Genomic DNA, 22,768 nt, shown 5'->3' with positions numbered 1-22,768 from the left:
GTAAAACGGGTTGCTAAAGGTGTACGACGCCCATCTCCATACGGCCGTACTCGCCTTCGCCATGCTCGCTTTTTGGCGGTACGTGGACAGTTTTGACGATCTGTTCGCCCTGCACGGAATCCAGGTGAATGTCGAAGCCCCACAGCCGGTGCAGATGCTTGAGGACCTCTTCGGTGGACTCGCCCAGCGGTTTGCGGTTGTGCTGTTGATGGCGCAGCGTCAGCGAGCGGTCACCGCGCCGGTCGATGCTCCAGATCTGTACGTTGGGTTCGCGATTGCCCAGGTTGTATTGCGCCGCCAGTTGCTCGCGAACGATGCGATAACCGTTTTCATCGTGGATAGCAGGCACCAGCAAATCATCGCGCTGATCGTCATCCATGATGCTGAACAGCTTGAGGTCGCGGATAACCTGGGGTGACAGATACTGCAAGATGAAGCTCTCGTCCTTGAAGCTGCTCATGGCGAATTTGATGGTCGACAGCCAGTCGCTGCCAGCGATTTCGGGGAACCAGCGGCGATCTTCTTCGGTGGGGTGTTCGCACATGCGGCGGATATCGCGGTACATGGCAAAACCCAGGGCGTAAGGGTTTATACCGCTGTAATAGGGGCTGTCGAAGCCAGGCTGGTAGACCACGCTGGTGTGGGATTGGAGAAACTCCATCATAAAGCCGTCGGTCACCAGGCCTTCGTCGTAAAGGTCGTTCATCAGGGTGTAATGCCAGAACGTAGCCCAACCTTCGTTCATTACCTGGGTCTGGCGCTGAGGGTAGAAGTACTGAGCGATCTTGCGCACGATGCGTACGATTTCGCGCTGCCAGGGCTCCAGCAGGGGCGCATGCTTTTCGATGAAGTAGAGGATGTTTTCCTGAGGTTCGGCGGGGAAGCGTGCGTTATCTTTCTCGCTGAATTTGTCTGCGCTTTTCGGGATGGTGCGCCACAGGTCGTTGATCTGGCGCTGCAAGTGCTCCTCACGATCCTTCTGCCGACGCCGCTCTTCCTCGGCAGAAATAGGGTAGGGGCGCTTGTAGCGGTCGACCCCGTAGTTCATCAGCGCATGGCAAGAGTCGAGCAGGTCTTCGACGGCGTCGATCCCGTGGCGCTCCTCGCATTGCATGATGTACTGCTTGGCGAACACCAGGTAATCGATGATTGAGCTGGCGTCGGTCCAGGTGCGGAATAGGTAGTTACCTTTGAAAAAGCTGTTGTGCCCATAGCAGGCATGCGCTACGACCAAGGCCTGCATGCAGATGGTGTTTTCTTCCATCAGGTAGGCAATGCAGGGGTCTGAGTTGATCACGATCTCGTAAGCCAGCCCCATCTGGCCACGGCTGTAGGATTTCTCTGTACTCAGGAAGTGTTTGCCGTATGACCAATGGTGATAACCCAGCGGCATGCCTACGGACGCATAGGCATCCATCATCTGTTCAGCGGTGATGACTTCGATCTGGTTGGGGTAGGTATCGAGCGCATAGCGCTCAGCGATACGACCGATTTCCCGGTCATAGGCCTGAATCAGCTCGAACGTCCATTCAGAACCGGTGGAAAGAGGTTGGCGTTTCTGTTCTCTACCCGTCATGTCACTAACCTGCGCTGGAAGAGTTCTCGGAAAACCGGATAAATATCGCCGGCCGTCACCAGCTGTTGCTGGGCGAACGTATCGGGAAAGGCATCGCCGATGCGTTCGTATTCGAACCACAGGGCTTGGTGTTCACGCGGTGTGATTTCGACATAAGTGTAGTACTGCACGAACGGCATGATCTGCTTGGTGAGGATCTCGCGGCAGATAGGCGAGTCGTCGTTCCAGTTGTCGCCGTCTGAAGCCTGGGCGGCGTAGATGTTCCAATCTCCGGCCGGGTAGCGAGCCGCCATGATTTCCTGCATCAATTTCAAAGCGCTCGAGACGATGGTCCCACCGGTTTCCCGGGAATAGAAAAACTCTTCTTCGTCCACTTCCCGGGCACTGGTGTGGTGCCGGATGAACACCACTTCGATCTTGTCGTAATTACGCTTGAGAAACAGGTAGAGCAAAATGAAGAAGCGCTTGGCGATGTCTTTGGTCGCCTGGGTCATGGAGCCGGAGACGTCCATCAGGCAGAACATCACGGCCTTGGAGCTAGGGTTAGGCTGCTTCACCAGCAGGTTGTACTTCAGATCGAAGGTGTCGAGAAATGGCACGCGGTGAATGCGGGCGCTGAGTTTTTCGATCTCGGCCTCGACCGTCTGGATATCGCCAAAGTTGTCAGGCTCTTCGCGTTTAAGGCGTTCGAGCTCCAGTTTTGCCGCTTTCAGCTTGGCGCGGCTACTGCCCGACAGGGCAATACGGCGCGCATGGGCTGAGCGCAGGGTGCGCACGATATTGATACGCGAAGGGTTACCTTCATTGCTGATGCCAGCGCGAACGGTTTTGTACGTATCGGTGCCAGTCAGGTTGCGTTTGACCAGGTTGGGCAGTTCGAGGTCTTCGAACATGAATTCGAGAAATTCTTCCTGGGTGATCTGGAAGACGAATTCGTCCATGCCCTCACCCGAGTTGCCGGCTTTGCCGGCCCCTTTACCGCCACCGCCGCCCTGGGGGCGCGGTATATGCTCCCCGCTGCTGAACTCTTTGTTGCCGGGGTGCACCACCGTCTGCTTGCCTCCACGGCCGTGGTGCAACACCGGCTCGTCGATGTCGCGGCCAGGGATACTGATTTGCTCGCCATGCTCCATGTCGGTGATGGAGCGGCGGCTGACGGCTTCTTCCACTGCTTTTTTGATGTGGTCACGGTAGCGCCGCAGGAAGCGCTGGCGGTTGACCGTACTCTTGTTCTTGCCGTTCAAGCGGCGGTCGATCACATAACTCATGGGAGGCTCTCCGGGCAGCTGTAAGCCTTAAGCGGCTGGCCTTAAGTCGAAAACTGCAAGCCGCAGGCCTAGGGTGAAGTCATGAAGACCCCGCCGCAGGCCGCTCGCTTGACGCTCAATGCTGCCTCACTGCGACTTCCTGACCCGTAGGTACCACTCGGAGAGCAGCCGTACCTGTTTGTCGGTGTAGCCACGTTCCACCATGCGGGTGACGAAGTCGTTGTGCTTCTGTTGGTCCTCCTTGCTGGCCTTGGCGTTGAAACTGATGACCGGGAGCAGGTCTTCGGTGTTCGAGAACATTTTTTTCTCGATGACCACGCGCAGCTTTTCGTAGCTGAGCCAGGTGGGGTTCTTGCCGTTGTTATTGGCGCGAGCACGCAGGACAAAGTTAACGATTTCGTTACGGAAGTCTTTCGGGTTACTGATACCCGCCGGCTTCTCGATTTTTTCCAGCTCTTCGTTCAGTGCCACGCGGTTGAGGATCTCGCCGGTTTCCGGGTCGCGGTATTCCTGGTCCTGAATCCAGAAGTCCGCGTACAGCACATAGCGGTCGAAGATGTTCTGCCCGTACTCGCTGTAGGACTCCAGGTAGGCGGTCTGGATTTCCTTGCCAATGAATTCGATGTAGCGCGGTGCCAGGTATTCTTTGAGGTACCGCAGGTAGCGTTCACGGACTTCGGCAGGGAATTGCTCCTGTTCGATCTGTTGCTCCAGCACATAGAGCAAATGCACCGGGTTGGCGGCAACCTCATGGGGGTCGAAGTTGAAGACTTTCGACAGAATCTTGAAGGCGAATCGGGTGGAGAGGCCGTTCATGCCTTCATCGACCCCCGCGCTGTCACGGTATTCCTGGATCGACTTGGCCTTGGGGTCTGTATCTTTGAGGTTCTCACCGTCGTACACGCGCATTTTCGAATAAACATTCGAGTTGTCGGGCTCTTTAAGGCGCGACAGCACGGTGAATTGAGCGAGCATTTTCAGGGTGTCAGGGGCGCAATGGGCCTTGGCCAGCGAGCTATTGAACAGAAGTTTGTCGTAGATCTTGATCTCGTCGCTCACCCGCAGGCAATACGGCACTTTGACGATGTAGATCCGGTCGATGAACGCTTCGTTGTTCTTGTTGTTACGGAAACTGTGCCATTCCGATTCGTTGGAGTGAGCCAGCAGAATACCCGAATACGGAATCGCCCCCAGCCCCTCGGTACTGTTGTAATTCCCTTCCTGAGTGGCGGTCAGCAGCGGGTGAAGCACCTTGATCGGTGCTTTGAACATCTCGACGAATTCCATCAGCCCTTGGTTGGCCCGGCACAGGGCACCGGAGTAGCTGTAGGCATCGGCATCGTTCTGCGAATACTCCTCTAGCTTGCGAATATCGACCTTACCCACCAGTGCCGAGATGTCTTGGTTGTTCTCGTCACCGGGTTCGGTCTTGGCTACCGCGATTTGGTTGAGGATCGAAGGGTAGAGCTTGACCACGCGGAACTGGCTGATGTCGCCACCGAACTCGGCGAGCCGTTTAGTGGCCCAGGGCGACATGATGGTATTGAGATAGCGCCGCGGGATACCGAAGTCTTCTTCGAGGATCTGGCCGTCTTCAGTGGCATTGAACAGCCCCAAAGGCGACTCGAACACGGGTGAGCCCTTGATGGCATAGAAAGGAGTCTTTTCGATCAGCTGTTTGAGCTTTTCGGCCAGAGATGACTTACCGCCCCCCACAGGCCCGAGCAGGTAGAGGATTTGTTTCTTTTCTTCCAGACCTTGGGCGGCATGGCGGAAGTACGACACGATCTGGTCGATGCACTCTTCCATGCCGTGGAAGTCTTCGAAGGCTGGGTAGCGCCGGATGACCTTGTTGGAAAAGATGCGTGACAGCCTCGAATTGGTTGAGGTGTCGTGCAGCTCGGGTTCCCCAATGGCCATCAGGATCCGCTCAGCGGCCGAAGCGTAAGTGCCACGGTCATTCTTGCAGAGCTCAAGGTACTCCTGTAACGAGAACTCTTCCTGGCGCGTAGATTCGAAACGTTGTTGGAAGTGGCTAAAAATACTCATGACGTCACCTCGCTCGATACGTGGAGCCGACGCTGGATCATTCAGCTGATGCTGGCAGCGGCTAAACCACGACCGCTGTGTACCCCCCAGAGCACCTTGTAATCAGTACCGATGACCCACGCGCCGGTGTACCGGCTCTCCCCTGTAATGGATGGCCTGAGCTAAAGGATAGTTGGTAATCGTAGATTTCAAGGCCGGATCGGCAATTAGTTGCTGCGACCGTTCATCTGCCTTGGCGCCAGGCCGCGTGGTTCGGGGTGTCGGCTCTCGAAAAAAATTTTAACGAGAGCTTTGCATGGTATTTCCGAGCGCGGTTTTATTCGAGCTGGCTTTGCGCCGTCTCGTCAGGGTAGGTGGTGCGCCACAACTCGAAGCCACCGTCGAGGCTGTAGACGTCCGAGAAGCCCTGCCCGACCAGATAAGCAGCGGCGCTTTGGCTGGAGTTACCGTGGTAGCACACTACCACCACGGGCTTATCGAGGTCGGCTTGGCGAATGAAGTCGGCAATCGAGTGGTTGTCGACGTGCACCGCGCCGCTGATGTGGCTGGCGCCGTAGGTCTGCGGGTCGCGCACATCGACGACCACCGCGCCCTGTTCTCGCAGGGCCTGAGCCTCCTGGGGGGGGATACGTTTGAATTCGGTCATGTCTGGTCTCCTGGGGCAAGGCCTATAGTTTAGCCAATCATCGGCCCGGTAGCGTGCCCGAATGGCCATGTTCATCGCACTGGCAGGTCAGGCGTACGCCGGTGTCGACATTCAACAGGGTCATGGCGCCGCCCCAGACACAGCCGGTATCCAAGGCAAACACCCCCGGTTCGCTGCAGCGGCCTTCGAGCGCCGCCCAGTGGCCGAAAATGATTTTCATGCCACGGGTTTTACGCTCTTTATGACTGAACCAGGGGGCGTAGCCGGGTGGTGCGGTATCTGCGCCTTCTTTGCCTTTGAGGTCAAGTTTGCCGTCGCTGGTGCAAAAGCGCATGCGGGTGAAGTAGTTGGTGATGACCCGCAACCGGGTGATACCGGTGAGGGATTTATCCCATTTTGCGGGTTCATTACCGTACATGCCGTCCAGATAGGGGCCGTAGCGCGTGTCGTCACGCAAGGCCTGCTCGACCTCGGCAGCCAGGCGCAAGGCTTTGCCGAGTGTCCACTGGGGGGGGATGCCGGCGTGCACCAGGGCGGTATTGCGTTGCTCATCGTAGTGCATGAGTTTTTGCTGGCGCAGCCAGTCCAGCAGGTCGCGGCCATCCGGTGCTTCTAGAATCTCGCTCAGGGTGTCGCCTTTTTTTAGGCGTTCTACGTTGCTGCCAGCCGCCAGCAGGTGCAGGTCGTGATTGCCCAGCACGCACACCAGCGCGTGACGCATGTTGTAAAGGTAGCGCAGGGTTTGCAACGACTCCGGGCCGCGATTGACTAGGTCTCCCACCAGCCACAGGGTGTCGTTGGCCGGGTCGAAGGCCACGCGTTCGAGCAGGCACTTCAAGGGTTGCAGGCAACCCTGAAGGTCGCCTACGGCGTACACCGCCATCAGTGCAGGGCCCCGGGCACCGCAAGGCGGAAGGGGGCGATAACCGCATCGAAGCGTTTACCGTCTTCGGCAAGCATTTGGTAGGTGCCTTGCATGGTCCCGACCTTGCTGTTCATGACCGTGCCGCTGCTGTACGTGTGGCTCATGCCAGCCTCGATCAGCGGTTGCTGACCCACCACGCCTGCCCCTCGGACTTCTTCGACGTGCCCGTCGCCGTCGGTGATGACCCAGTGGCGGGACAACAACTGAGCGGGGATCTGGCCGTTGTTGCGCACTGTCACGGTATAAGCGAAGGCATAGCGCTGTTGCTCGGGTTGTGACTGCTCTTTCAGGAATTGGGTAACGACGCTGACGTTTATCTGATAGCGAGGATCGGACATGCAGGAGGCCTTAAAAGCGAAAGCGGATTAAAACCGGCCGGTGCCGGTTTCAGTCAGTCTAGGACACTGGGCGGGGCTTGCTCAAACAGTTGGTCAGCCAAGCGCACGAAGGCGGCCAGGTCGAGCTGCTCTGGGCGCAGGCTGCCATCGACGCCGGCGGCCTCGATGGCCGGCGCATCGAGCAGGGCCTTAAGGGTATTGCGCAAGGTCTTGCGCCGTTGGTTGAAGGCCTCACGCACCACGCGCTCGAGCAACCGATGGTCTTTGGCAGGGTAGGGCAGGGTTTCGTGGGGCACCAGGCGCACGATGGCCGAATCGACCTTGGGCGGCGGGTTGAACGCCCCCGGGCCAACGTTGAACAGGTGTTCGACGCGGCAGTGGTACTGCACCATGATCGACAGACGGCCCCAGTCACCGCCTCCAGGGCCGGCCGCCATGCGTTCGACCACCTCTTTTTGCAGCATGAAATGCATGTCTTGAATCACGCTGGCGTTTTTCAACAGGTGAAAAATCAGCGGTGTGGAGATGTTGTAAGGCAGGTTGCCTACCACGCGTAGGGTACGGGGGGCGGCCTGCAGGCGGCCGAAGTCGAACTTCAGGGCGTCGCCTTGATGCAGGTTGAAGTTTTCCAGGTGGCCGAACTTGTGGCTGAGGATAGGCACCAGGTCCTTGTCCAGTTCAACCACATCCAGCTGTGCGCCGCTGCCCAGAATGCCCTCGGTGAGTGCGCCCTGGCCTGGGCCAATTTCCAGCAGGCGCTCGCCTGCGCGGGCGCGAATGGCGCGCAGAATACGGTCGATTACGCCAGCATCATGGAGAAAGTTCTGGCCAAAACGCTTGCGCGCCCGGTGTTGGTATTGCTCGTTCATGGGTGGGTCTCGGCCATCTGGTAGGCGGTATTCAGTGCGACGCGTAGGCTGCCGGTGTCGATATGGCCGGTGCCCGCCAAGTCGAGGGCGGTGCCGTGATCGACCGAGGTCCGGATGATCGGCAGGCCCAGGGTGATGTTGACGGCGGCGCCGAAGCCTTTGTACTTGAGTACAGGCAGGCCTTGGTCATGGTACATCGCCAGCACTGCGTCACAGTGCTCCAGGTATTTGGGGGTAAACAGCGTGTCGGCAGGCAATGGACCACGCAGGTCCATACCTTCACCGCGCAGGCGCTCTAAGGTGGGTTCGATGATGTCGATTTCTTCTCGGCCCAGGTGCCCGCTTTCCCCGGCATGGGGGTTTAGCCCGCAGACCAGAATGCGCGGGTGGGGCAGCCCGAACTTGCTTTGCAGGTCGGCATGCAGGATGCGCGTGACCCGCTCCAGGCGTTCGGCGGTGATTGCCTCGGCCACTGCGCGCAGCGGCAAGTGGGTGGTCACCAGGGCAACTCGTAAGTTGCCACTGGCCAGCATCATCACCACTTGTTCCGTGTGGGTCAGGTCGGCGAGGAACTCGGTATGGCCGGAAAAGCCGATGCCGGCTTCATTGATCACACCTTTGTGCACAGGGGCTGTGATCATGCCGGCAAATACGCCGTCGACGCACCCTTCGGCGGCACGGGTGAGGGTCTGCAGCACGAACCCGGCGTTGAGCCGGTCAAGTTGGCCTTCCACCACCGTGGCGCCCAGGGGCGTGTCCCAGACATACAAACTACCGGCGGGTGCCGGATGGTCGGGGAATGTTGGTGGGGTGACCAGAATAAGGTCGACATCCAGTGCCAAGCGCACAGCCCGCTCTTTGAGCAGGCTGTGGCTAGAGATCACGATCAGGGGGTGGGGCTGGGCTTGCGCGGCGAGTAGCAGGCAGAGGTCGGGGCCAATGCCTGCCGGCTCGCCGGCGGTCAATGCAAAACGTTTAGCGGTCACTGGGCTGCCGGGGCGAGCTTGGTTTCCACGTAGGCTTCGTCGCGGATCTGACGGAGCCAGGTTTGCAGTTCTTCGTCGTATTTGCGGTTACGCAGCACGGTCATCGCCTGCTGTTCGCGCGCTTGTTCAGTGCTGTCGGTGGCGCGACGGCCCAGCACTTCCAGTACGTGCCAGCCAAACTGGGTCTTGAACGGTTTGGAAATGGTGTTGACCGGCGTGGCCGCCATCACTTCACGGAACTCCGGTACCAGCACGCTCGGGTCGATCCAGTTCAGATCGCCGCCGTTGAGGGCAGAGCCTGGATCTTCGGAGAAGCTCTTGGCCAGGGTGGCGAAATCTTCACCGTCCTGAATACGTGCGTAGAGCTTGTTGATCAAGTCTTCAGTCTTGGCTTCCGAGCGGATCTCGCTAGGTTTGACCAGGATGTGCCGCACATGCACTTCTTCACGGACTACCGCCTCACCACCACGCTTCTCGAGCAACTTGAGAATGATGAAGCCGCCTGGGGTGCGCACGGGTTGGGTAACGTCGCCGACGGCGAGGGTGCCCAGCAGCCGGTCAAACGGCGGTGGCAACTGAGCGGCTTTACGCCAGCCCATGTCGCCGCCTTCCAAGGCGTTCTCGCTAGAGGAACTGGAGATGGCCAGGCGGTTGAAGTCAGCACCGGACTTGAGCTGCGTGTACACCTGCTGCGCCTTGCCTGCGGCCTCTTGGATGGCCGCCGCATTGGCACTTTCCGGGGTAGGAATCAGGATATTGGCCAGGTGGTACTCTTCCGACAGCTGCATCTTGCCCAAGTCTGAAGCGAGAAAGTTTTTCACTTCCTGTTCCGAAACCTGAATGCGCTCGGCCACCCGCCGCTGACGTACGCGGCTGATGATCATCTCGCGACGAACTTGCTCACGGGCATCGTTGTAAGAGAGGCCGTCGCGAGCGAGAGCCGCCTGGAATTGCGCGACGCTCATGTTATTGCGCTGCGCAATGGTAGCAATGGCTTGGTTCAGCTCTTCGTCGGTGATGCGGATACCCGAGCGTTCACCGATCTGCAGTTGCAGGTTTTCGATGATCAAGCGCTCCAGCACCTGCTGGTCCAGTACGCCAACGGGCGGTTGTTCACCGCCGCGCTTGCGGATGGTCTGCTCGACCTCGCGAACGCGCTGGTCCAGTTGGCTGCGCATGATCACGTCGTTGTCGACGGTGGCCACGATGCTGTCCAACGGCTGGACCTGCGCATGGGCGCTACCGGCCAGTAGCAATGCGCCCAGAAAGACGGGGCGCAGACAATCAGTAAGCTTGGTCTTCACGTTCTTTATAACCTTGAATGCCCTTGTCGAGGAAACCCTCAACTTTATTGCCTACCACGCCACCAAGGCCCTTCAGCACGATTTGCAGGAAGATGCCACGGTCGCCTTTTTCGTTGGCTGGGGCGTCTTGACTGAATTCGTCGTAGTCGACCCAGTAACGGTTGATCAGGCGCAGCTTCCAGCAGCAGTTGTCGTATTCGAAGCCACCGAAGGCTTCCAGCGTACGACTGCGGTTGTAGTCGAACTGCCAGCGGCTGATCACGCTCCACTGCGGGGCGAGTGGCCAGATGACCGAGAAATCATGCTGCTGGATCTTGTAGTAGTCCTTCACATAATTCTGATCGCCCGGGTTGCCATAGTCGCCGCCTACGCGCCACTGACCGGTGGTGGTGTCGTAACGCACCAGGTCGTTGCGGTAGCGGTAGCCCAGGTTGACCACTTTGTTCGGGTTGGCCTCAGGCTGGTAGTGGAACATGGCGCTGGCCGAACGTGTCGAGCGAGAGTCCGGGTCCCAGTTGAAGTCGGAATTCAAGCGCCAGTCGCGGTTGAAGCGGTATTCGTACTCCATGGCGTACGGTGAAACGTCGGCCTGGGATTCGTCGCGCTGGCGATAATCCACACCTGGCAATTGCACCTTGCGGTCTTCGAAGTAGATGGCCTGGCCAATGCTGAAGCGTTGGCGCTCGAAACCGTCTTCTTCGATCCAGCGGTTGGTTACACCGAGCGACAGTTTGTTTTCGTCGCCGATCCGGTCGGAACCAGAGAAGCGGTTTTCACGGAACAGCGAGTTATAGCTGAACGGCGTTTCCGAGGTGTCGAACACTGGAATGTCCGATTGCTTCTCGTACGGCACGTTCAGGTAGAACAAACGCGGTTCGAGGGTTTGCCGGTAGTTGGTGCCGAACAACTGGGCGTTGCGGTCGAAGTACAGGCCGCTGTCGATGCTGTAGATCGGCACGCCGCGGGTCTGCGAGCTGCTATAGCTCTGGTCGGGCAGCAGGCTATTACGGCCACGGGAGTCGAGGTCCAGGTCGTATTGGGTGTAGGCGTACTTGACCGATGGCTTGATAAAGCCCCAGCTCCAGTCCATTGGCAGCGCAACACCCGGCTTGAGGTTCAGGCGGGTACCGTTGGCACGGGCCAGGCCTTGAACGTTGGTGTCGAGGCGGTTCTGGATGGCACCGTTTTCGTCAACGTAGAGACCGTTCTGCAGGCTACGTTCGAAACGCACTGCTTCGGTTTCGTAGCTCAGTTCCAGACCCTGCGGGTTGTACGGCAACGTACCGTTGAGGGTCAGTTGCGGCAGGCGGTTGTACGGGGTGATGTCCGATACGGTCGCCAGTTCGTAAGCCTGCAAATTCAACTGCGCCGTGTAGTTTTCGGCGCGGTAGGTCATGCGGCCTTGCTGGTTGACGTATTCGGTCTTCTCAACGCCGATCTGGTCCGACTGCAGGTCCTGGAAGTAGTAGGGGTCGCTGATGTCGGTGTATTCAACCTCGGTCATCAGGCGCTGGTCCAGGCCGCCTTTGTGCTGCCAGTTGATCATCCAGCGCTGTTCTTTGTAGTCAGACTGCAGTTTGCGGTCGTCATCCTGGTCGTTCAGGAACGCACCGCCAAACTGGCCTTCGCTGGACGGCGTGAGGTAGCGGAACTCGCCTTCCATCATCGTGCCGCGCTTGGCCATGTAGCGCGGGTACAAGGTGGCGTCGTAGTTCGGCGCCAGGTTGAAGTAGTACGGCGTGACCATCATGAAACCAGTATCGCTACTGGTCGAGAAGCTCGGTGGCAGGAAGCCGGACTGGCGGCGGTCGTCGATAGGGAAATAGATATACGGCGTGTACAGCACCGGTATGTCCTTGACCCGCAGGGTGACGTTGGTCGCCGTGCCGAAACCGGTAGCCGGGTTCAGCGTGATGTTATTGCCCTTGAGCGTCCAAGCGTTGCTGCCCGGCTCACAGGTGGTGTACGTACCGTCTTTGAGGCGGATGATCGAGGTCTCGGCGCGCTTGGCGTACAAGGCGTTGCCGCGAATATTCGACTTGTGCAGCACGTACTCGGCGTTGTCGACCTGGGCTTCGCCATTGTCCAGCTGGATTTGTGCGTGATCGCCTACGATCAGCGCGCCGTTGTCGCGCAGCTTGACGTTGCCGTTCAGCTCGCCACGGTTTTCGGCTTGGTGCAGGGCCGCTTCGTCGGCTTCGATCTGCATGCTGCCTTGGCGCATGACCACGTCACCGGCCAGGGAAGCGACTTGCTCTTCCTGCTGGTAGCGCGAAGCCTTGGCGCCGATAAAGGTCGGCGCCTCGCTTTTCGGGGTTTGGTCGTTCATGCCCGGGCGCAGTGGCTCGATATAAGCACCGGAGCAGTATGGGCCCGTTTCGGCCAACTGAGCGGCCGTGAGCTTGTCGCGCGGAACCCAATCGAGGTGGCTGTAGTCTGCACTACGCGACTTCATGCCACGGCCTTTGGCTTCGGTGACCAGCGCCGGGCCTTGGGCCTTTTGCTCGTCGCTCGAGGCGCCCTCGGCTTGGCCAGCGCTCGCGGTGCTAGCCGCGGCTCCAGCGTGCACCGGGCGCGGGGGCAGCTGGGCAACGCTCGATTTGGGCTTGCAGTCCCAGGCACCCGCAGCAGAGACTTGACAGTCAAACTGTTCAGCCGCGACCACGAGTGGAGTGGCTAAGGGTTGCATCGCCAGCAAACCGCCGGTGACCAGCAACGGGAATTTTTTACGAAACGCGGGGGATTTCAATGCCATCTTATTAGTCCGGGCTTCCTGCGTGCCATCTGCCCGCGGGGGGGCCGCACGCCTCTCGATGGTCTGAAAAAGATGCTGGATAATAAAGCATGACCCGCTTGACGGCTAGCGCCGTCGGAGACCCTTGTAATGCTTGATCAAGATGTACGCCTGCAACTGCTCCAAGTCTGGCTGGCTGAACAGCTGGAGAACCTCTTTTTGGCCGAGGGCTGGGGGGCGGTACCCCCGGCCACGTTGACCGCGGCCAGTAGTGACGCCAGTTTTCGTCGCTACTTCCGCTGGCAGGGCGGTGGCCGCAGTTTTATTGTGATGGATGCTCCGCCGCCCCAAGAAAACTGCGAACCGTTCGTGAAAGTTGCTCAATTGCTCGCCAGCACAGGCATCAATGTGCCGAAAATTCAGGCGCAAGATCTGCCGCGCGGGTTTCTTTTGCTCAGTGACCTGGGCCACCAGACCTACCTGGACGTGATCGACCTGGGCAACGCTGACGCGTTGTTTGCCTCGGCGATTGACGCGTTGCTGGCGTTCCAGCAACTGCCCATGGACGCCCCACTGCCCAGCTACGATGTGCCTTTGTTGCGCCGCGAGTTGGAACTGTTCCCCGAATGGTACGTGGGGCGCGAGCTGGGCATCGAGCTGTCGGCCGCCCAGCGCAAGGCGTGGGAGCGGGTCTCGGCGCTGCTGATTGACAGCGCATTGGCGCAACCCAAAGTGTTGGTCCATCGCGACTTCATGCCCCGCAATCTGATGCATAGCGTGCCCAACCCCGGTGTGCTGGACTTTCAGGACGCGGTGTATGGGCCTGTCACCTACGACATCACCTGCCTGTTCAAAGACGCTTTTCTCAGTTGGCCCGAGGCGCGCGTGCAAGCCTGGCTGCGCCAGTATTGGGAGCTGGCCGGTGCTCGAGGGGTGCCAGTGCAGGCTACGTTCGAAGCGTTCCAGCGCGCCAGTGACCTTATGGGCGTGCAGCGCCACTTGAAGGTCATCGGTATTTTCGCGCGCATTTGTCATCGCGACGGCAAGCCGCGCTACCTCAGCGATGTGCCGCGTTTCTTTGCTTATATCGATACGGTGCTGGCACGGCGCCCTGAATTGGCCGAGCTGGGCCAATTGCTGGATGAGCTCAATCCTAGGGGTCGCCCATGAAGGCGATGATCCTGGCTGCCGGCAAGGGCGAACGGATGCGCCCACTGACCCTGCATACGCCCAAACCATTGGTGCCGGTGGCCGGGGTGCCGTTGATCGAGTATCACCTGCGGGCCCTGCAAGCCGCCGGTATTGCTGAGGTGGTAATCAACCACGCCTGGCTTGGCCAGCAAATCGAAGATCACCTGGGCGATGGGTCGAAGTGGGGGCTGCGTATTCAGTACTCCCCCGAAGGCGAGCCGCTGGAAACCGGCGGAGGCATCTGCAAGGCCCTGGGGTTGCTTGGAGACGCTGCTTTTCTGGTGGTAAACGGGGACATCTGGACCGACTACGATTTCGCCACGCTGCCCAAGGCCATAAGCGGCGATGCGCATCTGGTGCTGGTCGACAACCCAAGCCACCACCCTGGCGGAGACTTTCAACTGGCAGACGGCCAGGTAGCCGATAGCCCTGACAGCGGCGCCAACCTCACCTACAGCGGCATTGCCTTGCTGCATCCGCGCCTGTTCGCGGGTTTATCGGTTGAGGCGTTCAAGCTGGCCCCACTATTGCGCCAGGCCATGGCACGTGGCTGCGTCAGCGGCGAGCACCATCGCGGTCGCTGGGTTGACGTGGGCACCCTGGAACGCCTGGCCGAAGCTGAGCGAATGATCGGAGAACCCCACTGAAATGCTATGGCCAGGGACGTTAATCGGCGCAGGAGCGGGTTTTGCCATTGCAAGTATTCCAGGGGCGCTGCTGGGCGCGTTATTGGGCCAGGCGTTGGACCGGCGCCTGCAACTGCGCAGCCTGGAAGAGCTTCGCGACCGCCTGGCGGGCCGCAGCCGTCTGCAGGACGATGAGCTGCTGTTCGTATTGTTGGGCCGTTTAGCCAAAAGCGATGGGCGCGTGGTCGAGGGCCATATTCAGCAGGCGCGCCAGGAGATGCGCCAGATGGAGCTGGGCGGGCCTGCCCAGCAACGGGCCATCGCGGCGTTCAACCGCGGTAAAAGTGGTGGCGACCGCGTTCGTGGGCATTTGCTGCGGTTGGCCCAGCAGCCTAATTCGGGCGAAGGGGCTTTGCGTGCCTGTTGGCGCATGGCCTGGGCAGATGGGCGAGTGGGGCGTGCGGAAGCCGCTCTGTTACTGCAATGGGGCCAGTGGCTAGGTTTGTCTGCCCAGACTGTGCAGCGCCTGGGGGCTGAGTACGAACCCTCGCGGCAAGGCCTGGCCCAGGCCGGAGGGGCCTATGCCGCCGCCTTGCGCTTGATTGGCGTGGTGGCTGCCAGCGAGCCTGAACAGATCAAACGCGCCTACCGGCGACTGCTCAGCCGCCACCACCCCGATAAACTGGCTGGCAGCAACGCCAGCCCGGCGCAGATCCGCGAGGCTACCGAGCGCACCCGCGAACTGCACAATGCCTATGCGTTAATCCGCGAGCGCCGAGGCTTTTAAAAGCTGGGTTTATCCAGATCTTGCGGGCTTAGCCAGCCGCGCACCCGGCGGAACAATTGCTCCTGTTCCGTGTTGCGATCAGCCGGTAAGGCATTCAGGCCAACCTGGCTGTAAGGGTTGCCTTTGATGCGTTTGCTGGCTTGCAAGCGCCGTTGGGCAGCATCCCGGGCGACCTGGCGGTCGGTGTAGTAAAAGTCGGCGGTGTTGAGTTTCAACTCGGCATTCATGCTTTCGAAGCTGGTTTGCGCGTCGCTCGGGGTTTTCGCCGCCACCATGACTAGGCGCTGCACATGGGGTGGGCGGCGTTCCTGCAAGTAGCGGGTGGCCCAGTACGCACCGGTGCCATGGCCCAGCAGCACGATGCTGCGTGAGCGCTGCTGCTGGGCGAAGGCGATAGCGGCTTCGATGCGCGCAAAGACTCGTTCGGCGTCTTGTTCCTGTTGAGTATCGGCGGCCTCGCTGCTGGGCGCGTCGACGTTTTCCGAGCCCGGTGCCGTGGCTTTCTCCACGGAGGCGCCGGCGTCGGGCGGGGTCGAGCTGCTGCCGGCCTGGACCGGCGCCGGCTTTTCCTCAGGCCTGGCGGTTGGGGTCTGGCTGGCCAAGTCGGGTAGGGTCAGGCTTAAGGTGTTCCACCCGGCATCCGGCAATTTGCGCCGCAGTGGGCCGATGGCTTCGGGCCAGTCCGCAGTTTCGCCGGCGCCGGGCACGATGACCACCGTGCCGGTCGGGTTGTCGCCATTGGCTGGCAACCACAAACTTAGAAAATCATCGCTGCCGGCCTGCAGGGTTTGCTGCTCGCTGGCGGGCAGTTGGCGGCCCAGGGCGGCGGCGTCTTCCTGGCTGCGCTCGAGCAGGGGCTGGCGCTCAGTGGTGGCCGGGGCCGGCGCGGCCGGGGCGTCTTCGGCCATTGCTGCCCCAGTGTAGGGTAGTATCAGCGCGAGGCAGCAGGCGCTCAGCGTAGTGCGGTATGGGTGTGACATCGCAAGTTTCCAGCCATTTGATTGAGGCAGCGTAATGGTAATCGGGGTGCGCAGGCAAAAAATGTCTGCTGTTTGGCCTGCGCTCTCTGGCGGCGTGTTACTGATCGTCAGCCTGTGGCTGCCGATGTCGCTGCTGGCGGCGCCTGCCAGCGACCCCTTGAGGCTGACGTTGGCGCAACGGGAGTGGCTGGCGGCGCATCCGCACTTGCGCGTCGGCCTGGTGTTGCAGGCGCCCTATGCGCAGTTTGATCGACACTTGCAGCAGTTGTCGGGGGTGAACGTGGAGGTGGTGAATGCTTTGGTGCGTTCATTGCCGGTGGAGTTATCTTGGCGGACCTTTACCGACCCCGCTGACCTGGACCGCGCCGTGCGCAACGGTGAAGTCGATTTTGCCCCAGGGCTGAGCCAAACCCCGGCGGGCCTGCGTCATTGGCTCTATTCCGACCCGTATATGCGCATTGCCCAGCGCGTCGTCGGCTTGCGCAATGAGGCCGTCGCGGTCGACCTGGAGGCCCTCGACAGCCGTGACCGGGTCGCGGTGCGCATGCCCAGCGCGGTTGCCGACTACCTGCGCAGCACCTATGGCAACCTCAACCTGCAGGGCGTGCCCCTGGAGCGCCAGGCCCTGCAATTGCTACTCAGCCAGCAGGCGCGTTACGCCGTGCTGGATGAGGCGCAACTTAGCCGGCTGTCGCGCGAAGCCGAGTTCGCCGAGCTGGCAGTGGTCGGTGACATTGGTCTGCCGCTGTTGCTACGGGTGGCGACACGCAAGGACTGGCCGCAGTTGGCAGAAATCCTCGACGTCGCGCTGCTAGCCGTGCCCGCCAAAGAGTTTGAGCAATTGCATGACCGGTGGTTAGCAGTGCACTACCCGCCGCTGAGCGCGTCCCCTGGGTTCTGGCAAAACTTGAGTGTGCTGTTAGGGCTGTTGTTGTGTGCGGGTATCGCTGTTGCGCTGTGGCAGCGGCGGCGGTTACTGGCCTTGGAGCAACGCCTGCTCGATGAGCGCGCCGAGGCGGTGGCGCGCGAAGCAGGGGAGCAGGCCATGCGGGTGGCGCAGTTTTCCATTGACCAGAGCACAGTGGGTATTCTCTGGGTCAACTGGGACAGCCATGTGGGCTACGCCAACCGGGCGGCCGAGAAAATGCTTGGCTATGCCGCCGGCGCTGTGCTGGGGCGCCCGCTGGTAGATTTCGAACCCAATCTGAGCATGGACCGCTGGCTGGCCCTGTGGAACGCGGCGCGCTCGGGGGAAACCACTCGCCAGCGTTTCGAGACCCACTGCCTGCGAGCCGACGGCCATTTATTGCCTGCCGACGTGTCATTGAGCTTTTTACGCTTTCGTGAGGCTGAATACCTGGTGGTGTTCCTCACGGACGTCACCGAACGGCACCGGGCGTTGGCGGCCCTGCAAGAGAGCGAGGCGCGCTTGCGGGAACTGGCAGCGCACCTGGAAAGCGTGCGCGAGGAAGAAAAAGCCCGGATTGCCCGTGAAGTGCATGACGAACTGGGGCAAATTCTCACGGTACTCAAGCTGGAAACGTCGATGTGCGAGCTGGGTTTCGGCCACCTCGACCCCGGCCTGAATGAGCGCCTCGACAGCATGAAGCGCCTGATCGCGCAACTGTTCCAGCAGGTACGCGATGTCGCCACGGCGCTGCGCCCACCGATCCTGGATGCCGGCATCGGCTCGGCGATAGAATGGCAGGCCCAGCGCTTCGAAGCCCGGACCCAGATGACCTGCCTGGTGCAGGTTCCCGAGCAGCCGTTGGCGTTGAGCGACGCCAAGGCCATTGGCCTGTTTCGCGTGCTGCAAGAGGCACTGACCAATGTGCTGCGGCATGCGCAAGCGCATACTGTCGAAATAGGTTTGACCCTAGACGCTAGCCACCTGTGCCTGACCATCGAAGATGACGGCTGCGGGTTTATCCCAGCCGATGCGCCCTCTAACTCGTTCGGCTTGGTGGGCATGCGCGAGCGCGTGCTGATGCTGGGCGGCAGCCTGGCACTGCGCAGTGCGCCGGGCGAAGGCACTTGCCTGACGGTGCAGGTAACGTTGAATTGATATTGAGGCGGGGAGAGTCGTGTGATTCGGGTACTGGTGGCAGAAGACCACACCATCGTGCGGGAAGGCATCAAGCAGTTGATCGGCCTGGCCAAAGACCTGCTGGTGGTCGGCGAAGCGTGCAACGGTGAGCAACTGCTGGAGACGCTGCGCCACGTCGAGTGTGACGTGGTGCTGCTGGATATCTCCATGCCTGGGGTCAGCGGCCTGGAGGCGATACCCAGGATCCTCGCCCTAAGCCGCCCGCCGGCGATTCTAGTGCTGTCGATGCACGACGAAGCACAAATGGCCGCCCGGGCGCTGAAAGCCGGGGCCGCTGGCTATGCCACCAAAGACAGCGACCCGGCCTTGCTGCTCACCGCCATCCGCCGCGTTGGCAGCGGCGGGCGCTACATCGACCCGCAGTTGGCCGACCGCATGGTGTTCGAAGTGGGCCTTACCGATTCCCGGCCGTTGCACGCTGCGTTGTCCGAGCGGGAGTTCTCGGTGTTCGAGCGCCTGGCCCGGGGCGCTAACGTCAATGACATTGCCGTGCAATTGGCGCTCAGTAGCAAAACCATCAGCACCCACAAGGCGCGCTTGATGCAAAAGCTCAATGTCAGCTCGCTGGCGGAGCTGGTGAAGTATGCGATGGCGCATAAATTGATCTGAAAGCGACACCTGGGCCGAGGTCTCGCGCTGGGAAATCCGCCAGCGGCCCACTGCGGGCCAAACCCAGGCGTGGAGGGCCAAGTCGCTACCTACCTGTAAGCGACATCTTTGTAGGGCAATCCCTACCCCCAAGCGTCCAAACGGCTGATGACAATCTCTCGCCCTGCCCGATTTGCGCGGCTTGCGCCGGCGCCTAGGCTAGGCCCACGCAGTCATTCAACGAAGGTGCAGGTATGGGTGGGGTTAATTCAAGCGCTGAGGCAGGCGAAGTACTGGTCAGCTTTCGTGGCGTGCAAAAGAGCTACGATGGCGAAAACCTGATCGTCAAAGACCTCAACCTGGAGATTCGCAAGGGCGAGTTCCTGACCCTGCTGGGCCCTTCTGGATCGGGCAAGACCACCAGCCTGATGATGCTGGCCGGGTTCGAGACGCCCACGGCGGGCGAGATCCAGTTGTCTGGGCGCTCGATCAACCATGTGCCACCGCACAAGCGCGATATCGGCATGGTGTTCCAGAATTACGCGCTGTTCCCCCATATGACGGTCGCGGAAAACCTCGCCTTTCCGCTGTCGGTGCGCGGTGTGGGCAAGACCGATATCAGCGAGCGGGTGAAGAAAGTGCTGGGCATGGTCCAGCTCGATGCGTTCGCCCAGCGCTACCCCGCGCAACTTTCAGGCGGCCAGCAGCAGCGTGTGGCTTTGGCGCGGGCGTTGGTCTTCGAGCCGCAACTGGTGTTGATGGACGAACCTCTCGGGGCGTTGGACAAACAGCTGCGTGAACACATGCAGATGGAAATCAAGCATCTGCACCAGCGCTTGGGGTTGACCGTGGTGTACGTCACCCACGACCAGGGCGAGGCGCTGACCATGTCGGACCGCGTTGCGGTGTTCCACCAGGGCGAAATTCAGCAAATCGATGCCCCGCGCACCCTGTATGAATCGCCGAAAAACACCTTTGTGGCAAATTTCATCGGCGAAAACAATCGCTTGAACGGGCACCTGCTCAGCCACGACGGCGAGCGCTGCGTGGTTACCCTGAGCCGTGGTGAGAAGGTCGAGGCGTTGGCGGTCAATGTCGGCCAGCCGGGTGACCCGGTCACGCTGTCCATTCGCCCCGAGCGGGTCAGCCTCAACGGCCGCAGTGACGGCTGCGCCAATCGTTTCTCTGGGCGTGTCGCCGAATTCGTTTATCTGGGCGACCACGTACGGGTGCGCCTGGAAGTCTGTGGCAAGAGTGATTTCTTCGTTAAACAACCCATTGCCGAGCTGGACCCAGCCCTGGCGGTGGGCGATGTGGTACCGCTGGGTTGGCAGGTGGAGCACGTGCGCGCGCTGGACCCGCTGGCAATCGATCAATAGAGGCGTAGCAACGCTCGGCACTTAACCAACTGTACGTGGAGAGAAGAATCAATGCTCAAGCACTTGAAGTTCAGCGCCCTGACCTTGGGCCTGTTGGGTTCGGCCCATGCCATGGCCGCGACCGACTTGACCGTGGTGTCTTTTGGGGGCGCCAACAAAGCTGCCCAGGTCAAGGCGTTCTATGAGCCGTGGGAAAAGGCCGGTAGCGGCAAGATCATCGCCGGTGAATACAACGGCGAAATGGCCAAGGTCAAGGCCATGGTCGATACCAAAAGCGTCTCTTGGGACTTGGTCGAAGTGGAGTCGCCTGAACTGGCTCGGGGCTGCGACGAAGGGATGTTCGAAGAGCTCGACCCAGCGCTGTTTGGCAAGCAAGAGCACTTCGTCAAAGGCGCGATTCAGCCCTGCGGCGTCGGCTTTTTCGTTTGGTCCACCGTCCTCGCCTATAACGCCGACAAGTTGAAGACTGCCCCTACCAGCTGGGCAGATTTCTGGGACACCAAGAAATTTCCGGGTAAACGCGGCCTGCGCAAGGGTGCCAAGTACACCCTGGAATTTGCTTTGATGGCCGACGGCGTTGCGCCGAAAGACGTTTATGCCGTATTGGCCAAAAAAGAGGGCCAGGACCGCGCCTTCAAGAAGCTGGACGAACTCAAACCAAGCATCCAGTGGTGGGAAGCCGGTGCCCAGCCGCCGCAGTACCTGGCGTCGGGTGACGTGGTGATGAGTTCGGCCTACAACGGGCGAATTGCCGCCGTGCAGAAAGACAGCAACCTGAAAGTGGTGTGGAACGGCGGCATCTACGACTTCGACGCGTGGGCCATCCCTAAAGGCGCCAAGAATGTCGAGGCGGCGAAGAAATTCATTGCCTATTCGGTCATGCCCGAACAGCAGAAGACCTACTCGCAAAACATTGCCTACGGTCCGGCCAACACCCAGGCCGTGCCGCTGCTGGACAAGGCCATCCTCAAGGATATGCCGACCACCCCGGAAAACATCGCCAACCAAGTGCAAATCGATGTGAGCTTCTGGGCTGACAACAGTGAGCAACTGGAGCAACGCTTCAATGCTTGGGCTGCGAAGTAAGTAATACAGGCAATGCATGCCGCAGGCGCGCGGCCTTCTCGCTGCGCGCCTCTCGTTCTAAAGTTTCACGGAGTTAGCCATGGCCGTTGCAGTGCCTTTAAAAGAGGTCGCCAGCCCCAGTTTGAAACAGCGCCTGGCCCGGGCCGAACGGCTCAACCGGTGGAAGGCGCAAGCCTTGATAGCGCCGCTGGTGGTGTTTTTGCTGTTGGTGTTTCTGGTGCCCATTGTCGCGCTTTTGTACAAAAGCGTTGGCAACCCTGAGGTGGTCGAAGGCATGCCTCGCACCGTCGTCGCCGTCCAGGCTTGGGATGGCAAGGGCCTGCCGGATGAAGCGGCCTACCGCGCGCTCAGTGATGACCTGGCCGAGTCTCGCAAAAATCAAACCTTGGGCGATACGTCCAAGCGCCTGAATATGGAGCTGGCCGGCTATCGCAGCCTGTTGGCGAAAACCGCTCGTGCCCTGCCATTCAAGGCCGAGCCGGCCTCTTATAAAGAAGCCATGCAAGCGCTCGACGAGCGTTGGGGCGACCCCGCCTATTGGCAGGCGATCCGCCGCAATACCAGCAGTGTGACGCCATACTACCTGCTGGCGGCGGTGGACCACCGTATCGACGACCTGGGCGAATTGGCGGCGGCCACGCCAGACCAGTCGATCTACCTGGATATCTTCGCTCGTACGTTCTGGATGGGCCTGGTGATCACCGGCATTTGCCTGGTGTTGGCCTACCCGCTGGCCTATCTGCTGGCGAACCTGCCAGCGCGGCAAAGCAACTTGCTGATGATTCTGGTTTTGCTACCGTTCTGGACGTCGATTCTGGTGCGGGTGGCTGCCTGGATTGTGCTGTTGCAGTCCGGTGGGTTGATCAACAGCGCACTCATGGCCATGGGGATTATCGACAAACCGTTGGAGCTGGTCTTCAACCGTGTAGGCGTCTACATCTCGATGGTGCACATTTTGTTGCCGTTCATGATCTTGCCGATCTATAGCGTGATGAAAGGCATTTCACCCAGCTATATGCGGGCCGCGATCTCCCTGGGTTGCCACCCGTTCGCCAGTTTCTGGCGCGTTTACTTTCCGCAGACCTACGCCGGGGTCGGTGCCGGTTGCCTGCTGGTGTTCATTTTGGCGATCGGGTACTACATCACCCCGGCGTTGCTGGGCAGCCCGAACGACCAGATGGTCAGCTATTTCGTCGCCTTCTATACCAACACCAGTATTAACTGGGGCATGGCCACGGCCTTGGGCGGCTTGTTGCTGCTGGCCACGGTCATTCTCTACCTGATCTATAGCTGGCTGGTGGGCGCTAGCCGCCTACGCCTGAGCTGAGG

19 protein-coding genes are annotated in these 22,768 nt (G+C 60.3%); 8 read left to right on the top strand and 11 right to left on the bottom strand.

The features are described from left to right. Window positions 1–13: 13 nt before the first annotated feature. The 10 genes from QCL65_RS23065 to QCL65_RS23020 all read right to left on the bottom strand — a co-directional run bounded on the left by QCL65_RS23065 (window position 14) and on the right by QCL65_RS23020 (window position 12,716). On the bottom strand, window positions 14–1,576 hold the full coding sequence (locus tag QCL65_RS23065) for a SpoVR family protein (RefSeq protein ID WP_407312948.1): 1,563 nt from the start codon (window positions 1,574–1,576) through the stop codon (window positions 14–16). Further along, window positions 1,573–2,844 carry a YeaH/YhbH family protein gene (locus QCL65_RS23060; RefSeq protein WP_407312946.1) on the bottom strand — a complete coding sequence of 424 codons (1,272 nt, stop codon included), beginning with the start codon at window positions 2,842–2,844 and terminating at the stop codon, window positions 1,573–1,575. Before QCL65_RS23060 ends, QCL65_RS23065 begins: the two co-directional genes overlap by 4 nt. Before the next feature lie 126 nt (window positions 2,845–2,970). Beyond that, window positions 2,971–4,893 carry a PrkA family serine protein kinase gene (locus tag QCL65_RS23055; RefSeq protein WP_407312944.1) on the bottom strand — a complete coding sequence of 641 codons (1,923 nt, stop codon included), beginning with the start codon at window positions 4,891–4,893 and terminating at the stop codon, window positions 2,971–2,973. A 316-nt stretch (window positions 4,894–5,209) separates the two neighbouring features. After that, window positions 5,210–5,539 (bottom strand): thiosulfate sulfurtransferase GlpE, encoded by a 330-nt coding sequence (glpE, locus tag QCL65_RS23050; RefSeq protein ID WP_407312942.1) that lies wholly within the window; start codon window positions 5,537–5,539, stop codon window positions 5,210–5,212. A gap of 37 nt (window positions 5,540–5,576) precedes the next feature. Continuing rightward, entirely contained in the window at window positions 5,577–6,422 is an 846-nt protein-coding gene (locus tag QCL65_RS23045) for a symmetrical bis(5'-nucleosyl)-tetraphosphatase (RefSeq protein WP_407312940.1), read from the bottom strand. Further along, entirely contained in the window at window positions 6,422–6,802 is a 381-nt protein-coding gene (apaG, locus tag QCL65_RS23040) for a Co2+/Mg2+ efflux protein ApaG (RefSeq protein ID WP_407312938.1), read from the bottom strand. Before apaG ends, QCL65_RS23045 begins: the two co-directional genes overlap by 1 nt. A 53-nt stretch (window positions 6,803–6,855) precedes the next feature. Further along, entirely contained in the window at window positions 6,856–7,671 is an 816-nt protein-coding gene (gene rsmA, locus QCL65_RS23035) for a 16S rRNA (adenine(1518)-N(6)/adenine(1519)-N(6))-dimethyltransferase RsmA (RefSeq protein ID WP_407312936.1), read from the bottom strand. Continuing rightward, window positions 7,668–8,657: a 4-hydroxythreonine-4-phosphate dehydrogenase PdxA gene (gene pdxA, locus QCL65_RS23030; protein WP_407312934.1), complete on the bottom strand. Its 990-nt coding sequence runs from the start codon at window positions 8,655–8,657 to the stop codon at window positions 7,668–7,670. The genes rsmA and pdxA overlap by 4 nt, the downstream gene beginning before the upstream one ends. Next, window positions 8,654–9,961, bottom strand: a complete 1,308-nt coding sequence (locus QCL65_RS23025) for a peptidylprolyl isomerase (RefSeq protein WP_407312932.1) — start codon at window positions 9,959–9,961, stop codon at window positions 8,654–8,656. Before QCL65_RS23025 ends, pdxA begins: the two co-directional genes overlap by 4 nt. Continuing rightward, complete coding sequence (locus QCL65_RS23020) at window positions 9,942–12,716, bottom strand: LPS-assembly protein LptD (RefSeq protein WP_407312930.1); 2,775 nt, start codon at window positions 12,714–12,716, stop codon at window positions 9,942–9,944. The genes QCL65_RS23025 and QCL65_RS23020 overlap by 20 nt, the downstream gene beginning before the upstream one ends. A gap of 129 nt (window positions 12,717–12,845) precedes the next feature. On the opposite strand from QCL65_RS23020, the gene QCL65_RS23015 reads away from it, so the two are divergent. Genes QCL65_RS23015 through QCL65_RS23005 form a run of 3 tightly spaced genes read left to right on the top strand, consistent with a single transcriptional unit; the run spans window position 12,846 to window position 15,299 of the window. Further along, a complete protein-coding gene (locus QCL65_RS23015; RefSeq protein WP_407312928.1) occupies window positions 12,846–13,865 on the top strand; it encodes an aminoglycoside phosphotransferase family protein in 1,020 nt (339 codons plus the stop codon). Continuing rightward, the gene (gene murU / locus QCL65_RS23010; RefSeq protein ID WP_407312925.1) at window positions 13,862–14,533 is read left to right on the top strand and encodes an N-acetylmuramate alpha-1-phosphate uridylyltransferase MurU; all 672 of its coding nucleotides are present in this window, start codon (window positions 13,862–13,864) and stop codon (window positions 14,531–14,533) included. Before QCL65_RS23015 ends, murU begins: the two co-directional genes overlap by 4 nt. Window position 14,534: 1 nt before the next feature. Next, the gene (locus tag QCL65_RS23005; RefSeq protein WP_407312923.1) at window positions 14,535–15,299 is read left to right on the top strand and encodes a TerB family tellurite resistance protein; all 765 of its coding nucleotides are present in this window, start codon (window positions 14,535–14,537) and stop codon (window positions 15,297–15,299) included. Here QCL65_RS23005 and QCL65_RS23000 read toward each other — a convergent pair. Next, complete coding sequence (locus QCL65_RS23000) at window positions 15,296–16,279, bottom strand: alpha/beta hydrolase family protein (RefSeq protein ID WP_407312921.1); 984 nt, start codon at window positions 16,277–16,279, stop codon at window positions 15,296–15,298. The two genes, QCL65_RS23005 and QCL65_RS23000, sit on opposite strands and share 4 nt — an antisense overlap. A gap of 61 nt (window positions 16,280–16,340) precedes the next feature. On the opposite strand from QCL65_RS23000, the gene QCL65_RS22995 reads away from it, so the two are divergent. From QCL65_RS22995 to QCL65_RS22975, 5 genes are all read left to right on the top strand, one after another. Then, the gene (locus QCL65_RS22995; protein WP_407312920.1) at window positions 16,341–18,344 is read left to right on the top strand and encodes an ATP-binding protein; all 2,004 of its coding nucleotides are present in this window, start codon (window positions 16,341–16,343) and stop codon (window positions 18,342–18,344) included. A 21-nt stretch (window positions 18,345–18,365) separates the two neighbouring features. Then, window positions 18,366–18,995, top strand: coding sequence for a response regulator (locus QCL65_RS22990; protein ID WP_407312918.1), 630 nt, complete (start codon window positions 18,366–18,368; stop codon window positions 18,993–18,995). Window positions 18,996–19,228: 233 nt separating this feature from the next. Continuing rightward, entirely contained in the window at window positions 19,229–20,353 is a 1,125-nt protein-coding gene (locus QCL65_RS22985) for an ABC transporter ATP-binding protein (protein WP_407312916.1), read from the top strand. A gap of 51 nt (window positions 20,354–20,404) precedes the next feature. Continuing rightward, the gene (locus tag QCL65_RS22980; protein WP_407312914.1) at window positions 20,405–21,439 is read left to right on the top strand and encodes an ABC transporter substrate-binding protein; all 1,035 of its coding nucleotides are present in this window, start codon (window positions 20,405–20,407) and stop codon (window positions 21,437–21,439) included. A gap of 79 nt (window positions 21,440–21,518) precedes the next feature. Further along, window positions 21,519–22,766 carry an ABC transporter permease gene (locus QCL65_RS22975; protein WP_407312912.1) on the top strand — a complete coding sequence of 416 codons (1,248 nt, stop codon included), beginning with the start codon at window positions 21,519–21,521 and terminating at the stop codon, window positions 22,764–22,766. Window positions 22,767–22,768: the final 2 nt, after the last annotated feature.

This window comes from Pseudomonas sp. nanlin1 (assembly GCF_045571515.1).
In the GTDB taxonomy this organism is placed as follows: domain Bacteria; phylum Pseudomonadota; class Gammaproteobacteria; order Pseudomonadales; family Pseudomonadaceae; genus Aquipseudomonas.
This window is presented reverse-complemented; position numbering and strand designations above follow the sequence as displayed.